This window comes from Alicyclobacillus hesperidum (assembly GCF_900107035.1).
Taxonomy (GTDB): domain Bacteria; phylum Bacillota; class Bacilli; order Alicyclobacillales; family Alicyclobacillaceae; genus Alicyclobacillus; species Alicyclobacillus hesperidum.
This window is the reverse complement of sequence record NZ_FNOJ01000004.1, coordinates 212,522-225,453: the sequence shown is the minus strand read 5'-3', so window position 1 is coordinate 225,453 and position 12,932 is coordinate 212,522. Positions and strand designations below refer to the sequence as shown.

At 56.1% G+C, this 12,932-nt stretch carries 13 protein-coding genes; 12 read left to right on the top strand and 1 reads right to left on the bottom strand.

Annotated features, from left to right (window positions below):
• Nucleotides 1-31: 31 nt before the first annotated feature.
• The 9 genes from BLU70_RS04855 (at nucleotide 32) to BLU70_RS04815 (ending at nucleotide 7,258) form a co-directional block, all read left to right on the top strand.
• The gene (locus tag BLU70_RS04855) at nucleotides 32-805 is read left to right on the top strand and encodes a 2-keto-4-pentenoate hydratase (protein ID WP_074692432.1); all 774 of its coding nucleotides are present in this window, start codon (nucleotides 32-34) and stop codon (nucleotides 803-805) included.
• Nucleotides 806-875: 70 nt separating this feature from the next.
• Nucleotides 876-1,067, top strand: coding sequence for a 2-hydroxymuconate tautomerase (locus tag BLU70_RS04850; protein ID WP_040290106.1), 192 nt, complete (start codon nucleotides 876-878; stop codon nucleotides 1,065-1,067).
• A gap of 30 nt (nucleotides 1,068-1,097) precedes the next feature.
• Entirely contained in the window at nucleotides 1,098-2,042 is a 945-nt protein-coding gene (locus BLU70_RS04845; protein WP_074692431.1) for an amidohydrolase family protein, read from the top strand.
• Nucleotides 2,043-2,273: 231 nt separating this feature from the next.
• Nucleotides 2,274-3,221: a catechol 2,3-dioxygenase gene (locus BLU70_RS04840; RefSeq protein ID WP_006447594.1), complete on the top strand. Its 948-nt coding sequence runs from the start codon at nucleotides 2,274-2,276 to the stop codon at nucleotides 3,219-3,221.
• A gap of 49 nt (nucleotides 3,222-3,270) precedes the next feature.
• The gene (locus BLU70_RS04835) at nucleotides 3,271-3,918 is read left to right on the top strand and encodes a GntR family transcriptional regulator (RefSeq protein ID WP_237716489.1); all 648 of its coding nucleotides are present in this window, start codon (nucleotides 3,271-3,273) and stop codon (nucleotides 3,916-3,918) included.
• Between the two features lie 95 nt (nucleotides 3,919-4,013).
• Entirely contained in the window at nucleotides 4,014-4,919 is a 906-nt protein-coding gene (locus BLU70_RS04830) for a DUF6282 family protein (protein ID WP_074692430.1), read from the top strand.
• Nucleotides 4,920-4,979: 60 nt separating this feature from the next.
• Nucleotides 4,980-5,696, top strand: a complete 717-nt coding sequence (locus BLU70_RS04825) for a PIG-L deacetylase family protein (RefSeq protein ID WP_074692429.1) — start codon at nucleotides 4,980-4,982, stop codon at nucleotides 5,694-5,696.
• Nucleotides 5,693-6,388, top strand: coding sequence for a 4-carboxy-4-hydroxy-2-oxoadipate aldolase/oxaloacetate decarboxylase (locus tag BLU70_RS04820; RefSeq protein WP_040290110.1), 696 nt, complete (start codon nucleotides 5,693-5,695; stop codon nucleotides 6,386-6,388). Before BLU70_RS04825 ends, BLU70_RS04820 begins: the two co-directional genes overlap by 4 nt.
• A gap of 3 nt (nucleotides 6,389-6,391) precedes the next feature.
• Nucleotides 6,392-7,258, top strand: coding sequence for an NAD(P)-dependent oxidoreductase (locus tag BLU70_RS04815; protein ID WP_006447599.1), 867 nt, complete (start codon nucleotides 6,392-6,394; stop codon nucleotides 7,256-7,258).
• A 68-nt stretch (nucleotides 7,259-7,326) separates the two neighbouring features.
• Here BLU70_RS04815 and glpX read toward each other — a convergent pair whose 3' ends face one another.
• Complete coding sequence (gene glpX / locus BLU70_RS04810) at nucleotides 7,327-8,295, bottom strand: class II fructose-bisphosphatase (RefSeq protein WP_040290113.1); 969 nt, start codon at nucleotides 8,293-8,295, stop codon at nucleotides 7,327-7,329.
• Nucleotides 8,296-8,529: 234 nt separating this feature from the next.
• On the opposite strand from glpX, the gene ppdK reads away from it, so the two are divergent.
• The 3 genes from ppdK (at nucleotide 8,530) to BLU70_RS04795 (ending at nucleotide 12,816) form a co-directional block, all read left to right on the top strand.
• On the top strand, nucleotides 8,530-11,220 hold the full coding sequence (gene ppdK / locus BLU70_RS04805) for a pyruvate, phosphate dikinase (protein WP_074692428.1): 2,691 nt from the start codon (nucleotides 8,530-8,532) through the stop codon (nucleotides 11,218-11,220).
• A 106-nt stretch (nucleotides 11,221-11,326) separates the two neighbouring features.
• A complete protein-coding gene (locus BLU70_RS04800; protein WP_006447602.1) occupies nucleotides 11,327-11,980 on the top strand; it encodes a helix-turn-helix transcriptional regulator in 654 nt (217 codons plus the stop codon).
• Complete coding sequence (locus BLU70_RS04795; protein WP_006447603.1) at nucleotides 11,977-12,816, top strand: pyruvate, water dikinase regulatory protein; 840 nt, start codon at nucleotides 11,977-11,979, stop codon at nucleotides 12,814-12,816. Before BLU70_RS04800 ends, BLU70_RS04795 begins: the two co-directional genes overlap by 4 nt.
• Nucleotides 12,817-12,932: the final 116 nt, after the last annotated feature.

The window sequence follows — 12,932 nt, the reverse complement described above, 5'->3', positions numbered from 1 at the left end:
ATTGTCTGATAAGCTCTGGGAGGATGGACCGATGAATTTACAAGCGATCGCAGACGAGTTATACCGACATCAAACATCCGCTGCCGAGTTGGAGAAGCTGACACTTCGGTACGAAGGACTGTCTGTCGAGGATGCGTACGAAATCCAACAGCTCTGCATGGGCAAGTACATGAATGAAGGCCAAAAGCTTGTCGGATGGAAGATGGGTTTAACGAGCAAGGCGAAACAACAATCAGTTGGTGTCGATGAGCCTATTTTCGGGCATCTGCTCGACGGCATGGAGTTATATGACCCGCATGTGTCGCTCACGGGGCTCATTCATCCGCGCGTTGAGCCAGAACTCGCTTTTATTTTCAAGCACCGCCTGGAAGGCGACAAGATCCTGCCCCGCGATGTCTGGCTCGCGACCGAGTGTGTGGTTCCTGCGGTCGAAATTATCGACAGCCGTTACAAAAACTTTTCCTTCACGCTCGTCGATGTCGTCGCCGACAACGCATCCAGCGCGAAATTCTATCTCGCCGAACAGGCATATTCTCCCTATCAAATTGCGCTTGACCAAGTTGGTGTCGTTATGCGGAGAAACGGAGAGGTTGAGCAGACCGGGGCCGGTGCCGCCGTTCTCGGCCACCCAGTGCGCTCTGTTGTAGAGCAGGTGCGGATGCTCAGTCGCATCGGTAAAGCTGTGGAACCCGGTATGGTTGTCTTAACCGGAGGCATTACAGAGGCAATCTACATTCACGATGGAGATCGGATCTCTGTCTCCTTCGAAGGGATGGGCGAGATCGAACTCACGGTTAGCCAATAAACCTGCGCACGAACGAGGGGGCCCTATTTGCCCCCTTCTTAACTAGGATTCATAAAAGGAGCGTCTTGACATGCCATTAGTGCAGATGAGCATTCTTGAGGGTCGGTCCGCGGAGGCCAAACGAGCACTGATTCGGGAAGTGACGGACGCCGTCGTTCGTACGCTCGGTGTTCAGCCGGATGCTGTGCGCGTGTTACTTTACGAAATGCCCAAAGCAAACTGGGCGGTTGGCGGCGTTTCAAAGGCCGACTCCTCGTCCTGAACATGGCTTTTAAAGAGATGGTGATACGGCATGTATGATGTTCATTCACATTTTATCCCACACGAGGTCCTCGACTGGTTAAAGACCAATAGCACCATCGATGCGGTATGGGAGCAAAGAGTGCCTGATAAGGAACCGTTTCTGACGGTTGGCGGGAAATGGTCATTCGAGCTGAAACGGGCGTTTTACGATCTCGATATATACCTCGCGGATCAGTCGGCCAACGGCATCCAACACACCCTTGTTTCACCGGTTCCGCAGTTATTCCTTTATGAAGTCGAGCCAGAAGTGACGAAACAGCTTGCGGCGATTTATAACGAAGCTTTAGCATGTGTCGTAGCTAGCCACCGCACCCATCTCTCAGCTTTGGCGACGCTGCCGTTAAACGATCCGGATGCAGCTTGTCATGAACTTGAAAAGGCCATGACCCGGGGACTGAAAGGGGCCATCGTCGGTCCAGGCGTCAGTGACATTCCACTCAGCGACGAACGTTTCGCGGAATTGTGGTCCGTCGCTGACCGTTTGGGAGCCATCGTCTTTATTCATCCGCTGTTGAATACCGACAAACGGATTCAACGCCTCATGATGCCCAATCTGATTGGCGTTCCGTGGGAAACGACCATTTCAGCACTTGATCTGATCCTCGGCGGCATTCTCGATCGATATCCGAACATGCGTGTCCTGTTGGCGCACGGCGGCGGTTTTCTGCCATACCAACTGGGACGTCTGAACAAAGGATACGAGGTTTGGCCGCAGATCAAGGCGCGCCTGAACGACGAACCAGCCAGCTATATGCGGCGCTTTTGGTATGACAGTGTGCTGTGGTCGGCAGAGGCATTGCAATTGCTTTGCAGCGTCGCCGGAAAGGAACGTGTGTTACCCGGATCAGACTATCCATTTGATTTGCAGGCGTGGCCGCCTATCGAGTGTGACGAAGGAGCGGTACGCAATCTGCTTGGTCTGACACACGCATAAATTCCTGAGCAATAGCGTAATAGACGACTGTCCATGTACACCACGGCAGTCGTCTTTTCTCTTAATGTCACCATGTGGAGCCCTCAAGAAAGCGTTGACAAATGACCTCTGGACATGCAGAATGAAGTTGTATACTATTTTGTCATACAATATTGCGTATCAAAACAGAAGCGTGTGAATGCCTTGCAGACGGCGATAGGTTGCCGTCTGGGAACAGGATGGTGAAACGGTGTGAGCAATGACCTGTGTTTCGATATTGCCCATGTGGGTCACGTCGAACTGCTGACTCCAAAGCCTGATGAAAGCCTCTGGTTTTTTCGTGAACTCCTCGGCATGGAAGAAGTCGCTCGGCAAGGACAATCGGTGTATTTGCGTTGCTTTGGAGACTATGAACGCTATTCCATCAAATTGACAGAGTCTGGCCACGCCGGCGTGGGCCACACGGCTTTGCGCGCCGCGAGCGAGGCCGCGTTAGAACGGCGCGTAGAGGCTGTTACCATGGCTGGGTGCGAGGGCAGGTGGCATGAAGGCGATATCGGACATGGACGCGCGTACGCGTTTCATGGTCCAGACGGCCACCTGATGGAACTCTATTATGAGACCGAGCATTACCAGCCATCCGCAGACCTGCGACCAACACTTAAGAATCAACCACAGAAGTTTACCGGTCGCGGCGTCGGGGTCAAGACTATGGATCATGTCAACTATCTATCCTCGCATGCCGAAGCAGACGGCGATTTTGTCGAGAAGTACCTCGGTTTGCGCCTCACAGAGCAGATCCAACTGAACAATGGTCGCCGTCCGGGCGTGTGGTATCGCTGCAGCAATAAATCTTATGACCTCGTCTATACTCAGGATGCCACAGGTGCTCGTGGGCGCCTGCACCACATCGCTTTTCGCGTCGATACCAACGAGGCCATCTGGCGTGCAGCCGACTTGTTTGTCGACGCTGGTGTTTTCATTGAGTTCGCCCCAAGCAAACACGCAATTAACCAGACCTACTTTGTATACGTTTACGAACCTGGAGGCAACCGGATCGAAATCTGTTCCGGCGGCTACCTCGTGCTCGCCCCAGATTGGCAGCCCATCACGTGGACAGAGGAAGAGCGCGCACGTGGGCAGGCCTGGGGGAACAAGACCGTAGAAAGTTTCCATCATTACGGCACGCCTGTGGTATAACTGTGCATAAAAGCAGAAGTTGTCGGAAAGGCGGTGCCGGCTCTTGGAAATGCAGAGCCAGGGGTACACAGAAGACGAATGCTATCGAAAACTGCGGACGGCGATTGTCGACGGTACGTTGATGCCGGCACAGCGCCTGGTGGAAATGGACTTGGCGCGTTGGCTCGGGGCGAGCCGCGCGACGGTGCGCACGGTGTTGGCGCGCTTGGAACAAGAGGGATTGGTTGAACGCGAACGTTATCGCGGTGCTCGTGTGCGCCACGTATCCCACGAGGAAGCGGTCGAGATTTTGGAGGTACGCATGGCGCTGGAATGCATCATTGCTCGCTACGCGGCAGAGCGTGCGACGGATGACGAGATCGACAAAATTGAGGAACTCTTGGGATGGATGCGTGAAAAATTCGAAGAGGGAGATCTCGTTTCGTATTCAGAGGGCAATGCCCGATTGCACCGCACGATTGCCGAGATGTCTCGCCACTCGACGGCGCGCCGACTGCTCGATACGCTCAACTCACAAAACGTCCGCTACCAATATCGAACCATTCTTGCCCCTGGCCGCTCGCATCCCTCGCTACAGGAGCACACCGCCATTGTGCAGGCCATTGCGGGGCGCGACGCGGATGCTGCAGAACAAGCGATGCGCAAACATCTGTCGCATGTTTGTGATACGTTGCGCAAGATGAGGTCAGGGCCCTGACCTCGGAGATGGTCTTCTTTGTCACACCCTGAATTGTCAACAATTTTGTCGGCATAATTGTACTTCTTATATTCAGAAAGGGTGGGTTTCAGTTCATGCCTCAATCCGAACACATCATCCGCCTGTTGGCAGGAGCCTATGATTTACACGTTCACGTCTGGCCAGATCTAGTCGAGCGCAGCATCGACGACGTGACACTCGCACAACAGTTCAATGCCATCGGCTGGCGAGGTTTTGCGCTCAAATCGCATTATTTTCCGACGGTTGAGCGAGCGAAAGTGGTTTCCTCCGTCGTACCGGGCGTCGACGTCATCGGCGCGATCGCGCTGAATCACACGGTGGGCGGTTTTAATCCTGTCGTCGTCGACATCGCAGGACGCGCCGGCGCCCGCATCGTATGGTTGCCGACGGTCGATGCAGCCAATGAGAGCGAAGAGAAGCAAAAGGCTCGCGGAGCCGCACATTTGCCATTTTGGGCGCGCATTCAAGAAGAAGTACGGGCGCAAGGCATCGCGACTGCACCACTGTCCGTGCTCGACGAGCGCGGACAACTGCGAGACGATGTGCGGGCCTGCCTTGAACTCATTCGCCAATACAAGATGGTGCTCGCCACAGGTCACTTGGCCCGCGATGAAATTTTCGCCGTGGTTGAAGCGGCGCGTGAAATTGGCGTCGATCGCGTAATTGTCACGCACGCCTTGTTCCCTTCGGAGGCGCTTTCTATTGCCGATCAGGTACGTCTCGCAGAGATGGGGGCGATCATCGAACACTGCTACACGACGTTCTACACCAACAAGTGCACCTGGGATCAGTTGTATGAGGCGATCCGCGCGGTGGGTCCGGAGCGCACGTTGTTATCCACAGACCTCGGCCAAAAAACGAATCCTGGCATCGTAGATGGACTCATCGACTATGCCGAAAGATTGCTTGCCGCATCCGTTTCGGAAGCAGATGTGCGCAGAATGCTCGTCGACAACCCAGCCCGCTTGGTTTCGTTGTAATGTCGCCGAACTTGTTCATCTATTTTTCTTATATAGCGACTGTGAAGGAGGACGAAGAAAATGTCACAACCCGGAACACTGTTTGTCGTCAGTGCTCATGCAGCCGATTTCGTGTGGCGGGCAGGTGGCGCCATTGCGCTGCATCGTTCACAAGGTTGGAAAGTACGGGTGCTGTGCTTAAGTTTTGGCGAACGCGGTGAGTCGGCCCGCCTGTGGAAAGACGGGAAGAGCCTGGAGGAGATCAAGGCCATCCGACGTGCGGAAGCGGAACAGGCGGCGGCCATACTCGGTGCAGACATTCGGTTCTTTGACGTTGGCGATTATCCAATCGACGTTACGCCAGAGCTTCGTGACGGCCTGGTTCAAGAGATCCGTGCTCATCGCCCGGACGTCATCCTTACGCATACCTTTCTCGATCCGTACAATGCCGATCACCCGCGCACGGCAGAACTGGTTCGCGAAGCGCGCATTCTCGCGCAGGCACACGGGTATCCATCGGAGCATCCTCCCATTGGCGCGCCGCAGTTATACTCCTTCGAACCACATCAACCAGAACAGTGCCAATTTCGTATTGATCTACTCCTCGATATCACATCGGTCTTCGACAAGAAGCGCCAAGCTATGGAGTGCATGCAGGCGCAGGAACATCTTTGGGCGTATTACACCGACGTCGCAAAGCGGCGCGGCGTTCAGGCAGGGCGCAATTCCGGGCAGCCCATCGTGTACGCGGAAGCTTATCAACGCGTCTTCCCATCGGTCGGAGGTGCGTTTGTATGAAACCCGTGATCGTAACCAATATTCGTCGTCCGGATCGAGAACTCGTGGAACAAATTGGGAGTTACTCGGTTGCAACTTTACACGAGGCAATGGGGCGAAGTGGTCTCATGCTGCCGTACATGCGTCCTATTTACCCCGACGCCAAAGCATTTGGCACAGCGGTCACCGTGTTGAGCCACCCTGGCGACAACGTCATGATTCACGCTTCACTCGATGTCTCTGAACCCGGCGACCTGGTCGTTGTCACAACCACGTCGCCGTCCACCGACGGCATGTTTGGTGAACTGCTCGCGACTTCGATGCAAGTGCATGGCGTGACGGGGCTCATCATCGAAGCAGGCGTGCGCGATGTGGCGGATTTGACAGCGCTACACTTTCCCGTATGGTCGCGAGCCATCAGCGCTCAGGGTACGGTGAAAGCGACGCCTGGCAGCGTGAACGTACCCGTCGTCTGTGCAGGTGTCGCGGTTCGTCCTGGAGATATCATTGTTGCAGATGCCGACGGCGTCGTGTGCGTTCCGCAAGAACGTGCCGCAGAAATTGCACGATTGGCACAACTGCGGATCGAAAAAGAGGAAAAAACACGCGCTCGCCTGCAGAGTGGCGAATTGGGCTTGGAAATTTACGGTTTGCGCGACAAGTTGAAAGCCATGGGCGTGACCTGGGTCTCTCAATCCGAATGGGAGGGGTGAGCCGTGCGACTAGGTTTCATCGGGTTTGGCGAAGCGGCGTCGACCATCGCACTTGGTCTGCATGAAGCAGGCCTTGCACAGATGGTTGCGTATGATGCGATGCAGAACAGCAGCATGGAAGGGCGCGCACTGGCGGCTGGCGTCCAGCTTCTCGGTAGCGCCAAGGATGTTTGTGCACAAGCCGATGTGGTTTTGTCCATGGTCACGGCGAGCGTCGCGGCAGACGTGGCACGTACCATTGCGCCGTATCTACAGCCCGGTCAGGTGTATGCCGATCTGAACTCCTGTTCGCCAGCCGTGAAGCGCGAAATTGGGGAAGTCGTGCATCGAGCGCAAGCCAGTGCATGGTTTGCCTCTGTCGCTGTAATGTCAGCCGTGGGACCCCATCGCCACCGCGTGCCAATGGTCGCCGACGGGCCGGGAGCCGAGGCTTTTGCCGCTGCCCTGCGCCCATATGGGTGCAAGATTTCGGTCTTGGCCGGAGAGATTGGATCCGGAGCCGCCTTGAAGATGTGCCGAAGCACCGTGCTCAAAGGCCTGGAAGCCTTGTTCATCGAGGCGCTTGTCGCCGCAGAAAGGTACGGGGTCACCGCAGATATGCTGGCTTCGCTCGACGCATCTTTTCCCCAGCACCAACTTTCAACGCTGGCATGGTATCTCGTCGAGCGCAACTTACAGCACGGTCAACGGCGGGCGCACGAAATGGACGAAGCAGTCAAAACCTTGAAAAGCGCAGGCATCGATCCGCTTGTGGCAGAGGGGGCGGCAAAACGCTTGCATTGGTCGGCGGATCGGCAACAGGCGTGGCCAGCGGCAAGTTCGCGTTCACCGCAGGACGCCATCCGTCACTTGGCAAACGGCGTGGAGTGACAAACGAGAAGAGCCTGCTGGCTGGCGAGTCTTGATGGCCATTAGCAGGCTCTTTGTTCTAGGTTATTTCATCCCGATTGCGCAAGGCGAACTTGCAGCGGGCGATGGTGAATGGCATTCACGTGGCGGATGGTGCCAGTACCGGCCCGCAACACAACCGAATGCGTGTGCAGGTAGTCGCCTTCGCGCGTAACTCCGTTTAACCAATCCCCATCCGTAATGCCGGTCGCCGCAAAAATGGCGTCGTCGTTTCCTGCGAGATCGTGCAATTGCAAGGTTTGTGTTGGGTCCTGGATGCCAAGCTTTAGGCAGCGATCGCGCTGTTCTTGCGTTTCTGGCAAAAGCCGCCCTTGAAAGTCGCCGCCAAGGCAACGTAGCGCGACGGCTGCCAGTACGCCTTCGGGCGCGCCGCCGGAGCCGATGTATAGATCGGTGCCACCCCGTGGCAATGCTGTTGCGATGGCGCCAATCACGTCGCCACCGGCCAGCAGTTTGACGCGCACACCAAGGCGGCGAGCCAGCTCGATATGTGCGCGATGTCGATCGCGCTCGAGGACCGCAATGGTCAACTCTTGGAGCGGTTTGCCGAGCGCTTGCGCGGCCTGTTGCAGGGTCACGGGAAGAGGGGCATCGAGTGAGAGCAGGCCGCGCAGACGTGGCCCGCAAGCGAGTTTTTCCATATAGATGTCAGGTGCAGTCAGGAGTTGGCCCCGCGGCGCGATGGCCGCGACAGACATGGCATTGGGCAGGGCTTTCGCCAACATCGTAGTGCCTTCTATCGGATCGACGGCGACATCGACATCCGGCCCGTGTCCGTTACCTACTTGTTCGCCTTGCGCAAGCATGGGTGCCTCATCCATTTCACCTTCACCGATCACGACGGTGCCGCGAATGTCCACCGATTTCAGCATTTCTCGCATGGCCTCGGTGGCAGCTCCATCCGCGCCGTCGCAGTGACCGCGGCCAACAAAGGAGCAGGACGCAAGCGCGGCAGCTTCCGTGACGCGAACCAACTCGAGTGCTAATTCTCTCTCCATATTCAGATTTCCCTCCCAAACGCTAAACCCCATTCAATGTACGCTGCGCATCGCACCATTCAGATGTGTTCGCGAAACAGACCATCCTGTTGCTTGCTATTATGACATCATACTTGCGCCGAAATCAACGCATCATCGTAAATATTGCGTCATAATTAAAAGTGTGTTATTTCTATGGTACCAATCATTCCTGCAATTCAGCATTTCATGTTTGAACGATAGGGAGGCCTGGTCATGGAGAGAATTGACGATGTCACCATAGAGGGGCAGCAGGCTCGTTCCGTTTGGGTATATGCGTTTGATCAGGCCGATCCGCGCGATCGGACCAGGCTTGGCGGAAAAGGCGCAAATCTTGCCCAAATGGTGCAGTGGGGGTTGCCTGTGCCACCTGGCTTCACGATTACCACAGAAGCTTGCAAGGCGTTTTGGCAAGCAGGCGAACGTTTGCCCGACCATCTGCAAAGCGAGGTTTCCATGGCCATGTTGCGCCTCGAACGAGCGGCGGGCAAGCGGTTTGGAGATGCTTTTCATCCTCTGTTGGTCTCTGTGCGTTCCGGGGCTCCTGTGTCGATGCCCGGTATGATGGATACCATCCTCAATTTAGGTCTCAACGATGTAACGGTTCGGGCTTTGGCGTACCAGTCGCAAAACCCCGCTTTTGCCTACGACTCCTATCGTCGTCTCATACAAATGTTCGCAAACGTGGTTTTTCATGTGCCGCTCGATCCGTTTGAACACGTCTTGCAGAGTGCAAAGGCACGCCACGGTTGCAAGTTCGACGGAGATTTGGCAGCCGGCGCCTGGAAGGAAGTCGTCGCCACATGCCTGCGCGTGTATGCCGAGCGCGTCGGCGAACCGTTCCCGCAGGACGTACACACACAGTTGCGGCTGGCTATTGAAGCGGTCTTTCGCTCGTGGCGCAGCCAACGTGCAATGGTGTACCGAAAGTTGCATAACTTGAGCGAGGATCTTGGCACCGCCGTCAACGTACAGGCAATGGTCTTTGGCAATATCGGTGAAGACAGCGGCACCGGCGTCATCTTCACGCGCCACCCTGCAACCGGCGAACGGGCGCTCTTCGGAGAATTCCTTGTCAACGCTCAAGGTGAGGAAGTTGTCGCCGGCACGCGTACACCGCAACCTATCGCAGAGTTGGCGATTAAAATGCCAACGGTGTATCGTTCGCTGATAACCGTTGCGCATCAGTTGGAAACCAGGTTTCGCGACATGCAAGATGTCGAATTCACGGTCGAGCGCGGCAGGTTATATGTACTTCAGACGCGAAACGGCAAACGCACAGCACAGGCTGCAGTCAAAATCGCGATCGACATGGTGCACGAAGGACTTATTCAGCCGCAAGAAGCGTTACTTCGCGTCGATGCACAGCATTTGCGACAACTGCTTTACAGGCGGCTACAATCCACGGATGGGCTTGCTGTTCTCACAAAAGGCCTACCAGCCTCGCCCGGGGCGGCCGTCGGGCGTATCGTCTTTGACGCCAATACGGCTGTTGCGTGGGCAGGGCGTGGGGAACGGGTGATTTTGGTGAGGCCGGAGACGACGCCTGAAGACATCCACGGCGTTCTTGCCGCTGAAGGCGTCGTGACGCTGCACGGCGGAATGACCAGCCATGCAGCGGTCGTCGCTCGTGGCATCGGCAAGCCTGCCGTCTGCGGCTGCGACGATCTGCGTATTGACATGGAAAAACTCACGCTTTGTGCCGGTGAAGCCATGCTTCGCGAGGGCGATTGGGTTTCTGTCGATGGCGGCATGGGAATGGTGTTTATTGGCCAAGGTACGCTCGCCGAAGCGCAAATGGCCAACGAGCTCAATGAATTGCTTGCCATCGCCGACCAAGTTCGCCGCTTGCGCGTCCGGGCGAATGCCGACACACCTGAAGATGCGCGCCGTGCTCGCGAATTTGGCGCGGAAGGCATCGGCCTCTGCCGTACGGAGCACATGTTCTTATCACCTGCTCGCGTGCCGCTGGTGCAGCGGATGATTCTAGCGACCCACGCTGTGGAGCGAAAGGCGGCTTTGGACGAACTCCTGCCGCTGCAAGTGGCAGACTTCACCGAGATATTCCGCGTGATGGACGGACTTCCTGTCACGATCCGCCTGCTCGATCCGCCTTTACACGAGTTTTTGCCACGGGAAGAAGAACTGGTTGCAAATCTTGGGCGGTTGCGGGCAAAGGCTACGAGTGAAAGCGAAATCGCCGAGGTCGAACAATTGTTGTGCCAAGCTCGTTACTTGCGCGAAGCCAATCCGATGATGGGGCTGCGCGGCTCTCGCCTGGGCATCGTCTACCCCGAGATTTACGACATGCAAATGGAAGCTATCGTGATAGCCGCGGCACAAGCAGTTGAAAGCGGAATTCAGGTCGAGTTGGAGGTCATGCTGCCACTCATCGGCTCGACGAAGGAGTTGCGCCACTTGCGCGAACGTATGGAACAGGTCGGGCAGGCTGTGATGGAACGGCTGGGTGTGACGATTGATTTCCGGATCGGAACGATGATTGAGGTGCCGCGCGCCGCCTTGACGGCAGACGAAATTGCGGAAGATGCGTCGTTTTTCTCGTTTGGAACAAATGATTTGACGCAGATGACATACGCGTTTAGTCGCGACGATGCTGAGGGAAAGTTCCTCAACGTCTATTTCGATCGCGATATCCTTTCTTCGAATCCGTTTGAAACACTGGATACGCGTGGGGTTGGACGGTTAATACGATGGGCAGTCGAGTCAGGAAAGTCACGACGTCCCGATTTGAAAACGGGTGTATGCGGCGAACATGGGGGAGACCCGGCCTCGATTGCGTTCTGTGAGGAACTTGGACTCGACTACGTGAGTTGCTCGCCGTTCCGCATCCCGGTGGCGCGTATTGCGGCGGCACAGGCCGCCCTGCAGCACGAGCGGATCGGCTGACTAGGTCTGCGCAAAACGATTGCGCCGCAAAACATAGACATGGTGTACAATGGTGGCGAAGAGGTCATCTTGGACGGCCTGGCAGTTCGTGTAGCCAGGCCGTACGTTGTTGGAGGAGCTGAGAAGCATCGAACTCACACCTCGTCAACAGCAAATTCTGCGGCTCGTGCGGACGCACCAGCCGATTACGGGCGACCAACTCGCTGAGATGCTCGGCGTCAGCCGCCCAACCTTGCGATCCGATCTGTCCTTGCTCGTCATGCTGGGGAAGTTGGACGCGAAGCCGCGCGTCGGCTATTTCCTTGGTGAAGAGAGTGCAAACGGCGAAAAGGCGCCGTGGGACACCTTGCGCGTGGCCGATGTCCAATCGCTGCCCGTCATCGTTCGTGAGACGACGACTGTGCACGACGCTGTCATCACCATGTTTTTGGAAGACGTCGGCGGACTTATTGTGGCCGACGATGACGGTGGGCTTCAAGGTGTAGTGTCGCGCAAAGACATGTTGAAATTTACTCTAGGCAATGCCAATGCTACAACGCTGCCGGTTGGCATGGTCATGACGCGCTACCCGAATATCGAGACTGTGACGCCGGCGGATCGGGTGGTGGATGCCGCCAAGCGGATGATCGAATATAAGGTGGATAGCCTGCCTGTTGTACATATGCATGAGAGGGACGATATGCGGCCGCTTGTCGTGGGCCGCATCACAAAGACCACCTTGGCACGGTTGGTCGCGGAATGGGGGACAACATGGCGATGACCGAGGCCTGGCGCGCCGAGGCGCAAACCATTTACGTGTGTTCGGATTCGCTTGGCGATACTGCGGAAGCGGTCGTACAAGCGGCAATCCACCAATTTGATATGCGGCGCGTGCACATTGTGCGATATGCTCAACTGCGGACGGAAGATGAAATTCGGGACGTCGTCGAAACCGCCGAGCGTTCGGGCGGCTTCATCGCATATACGCTCGTACAGCCTGAACTCCGCGAAATGATGAAAGTGGAAAGCATTCGCCGCGGCGTTCGTGTCGTCGACATTATGGGGCCGATGATGCAAGCGTTTATCGATACCTTTCACGGTCATCCAAAGCGCCAGCCAGGCCTTCTGCATACGCTCAACGACGAGTATTTTAAGCGCGTGGATGCCATCGAGTTCGCCGTGAAAGCGGATGACGGCCGAGATCCACGCGCATTGTTAAACGCAGATATCGTTTTACTTGGCGTATCGCGCACTTCGAAGACGCCAGTCAGTGTGTTTCTTGCACACAAAGGCGTGCGTGTCGCAAATTTACCCCTGGTGCCGGAGGTGCGCCTCCCCGGCGAGTTGCGGCAAATTCCCCGCGAACGCATCGTGGGTTTCACCATGCGTGTGGACAACATGATCCGGATTCGGAGTGAACGCCTGCGGCACATGGGGTTGCCCATGCACGCCCAGTACGCGGACCGAAGGCGGATCGAAGAAGAGCTACTGTATGCTGAAACCGTAGTACGGGATCTCGGTTGCCCGCTTATTGACGTGACGGATCGCGCCATTGAGGAAACGGCGCAAAAGGTACTGGAACTGGTAAAAGTGTCGCGGCTGGAGCAAAGGCTATGATGGCTAGTGGTTTTCGTAATCGTTTGGACTAAACTATTGGCATAGTAAAGAATAGCGCGGGATGATTACTTCGGAATTTTAGTTCGAAAAGGCGAAGTATTCAATCTTCTTATGAC

Bases quoted from the DNA above. Each gene is read 5' to 3' on its own strand.
- BLU70_RS04855 (WP_074692432.1), top strand. From the start codon at position 32: ATGAATTTACAAGCGATCGCAGACGAGTTATACCGACATCAAACATCC.
- BLU70_RS04850 (WP_040290106.1), top strand. From the start codon at position 876: ATGCCATTAGTGCAGATGAGCATTCTTGAGGGTCGGTCCGCGGAGGCC.
- BLU70_RS04845 (WP_074692431.1), top strand. From the start codon at position 1,098: ATGTATGATGTTCATTCACATTTTATCCCACACGAGGTCCTCGACTGG.
- BLU70_RS04835 (WP_237716489.1), top strand. From the start codon at position 3,271: ATGCAGAGCCAGGGGTACACAGAAGACGAATGCTATCGAAAACTGCGG.
- BLU70_RS04830 (WP_074692430.1), top strand. From the start codon at position 4,014: ATGCCTCAATCCGAACACATCATCCGCCTGTTGGCAGGAGCCTATGAT.
- BLU70_RS04825 (WP_074692429.1), top strand. From the start codon at position 4,980: ATGTCACAACCCGGAACACTGTTTGTCGTCAGTGCTCATGCAGCCGAT.
- BLU70_RS04820 (WP_040290110.1), top strand. From the start codon at position 5,693: ATGAAACCCGTGATCGTAACCAATATTCGTCGTCCGGATCGAGAACTC.
- glpX (WP_040290113.1), bottom strand. From the start codon at position 8,295: ATGGAGAGAGAATTAGCACTCGAGTTGGTTCGCGTCACGGAAGCTGCC.
- ppdK (WP_074692428.1), top strand. From the start codon at position 8,530: ATGGAGAGAATTGACGATGTCACCATAGAGGGGCAGCAGGCTCGTTCC.
- BLU70_RS04795 (WP_006447603.1), top strand. From the start codon at position 11,977: ATGACCGAGGCCTGGCGCGCCGAGGCGCAAACCATTTACGTGTGTTCG.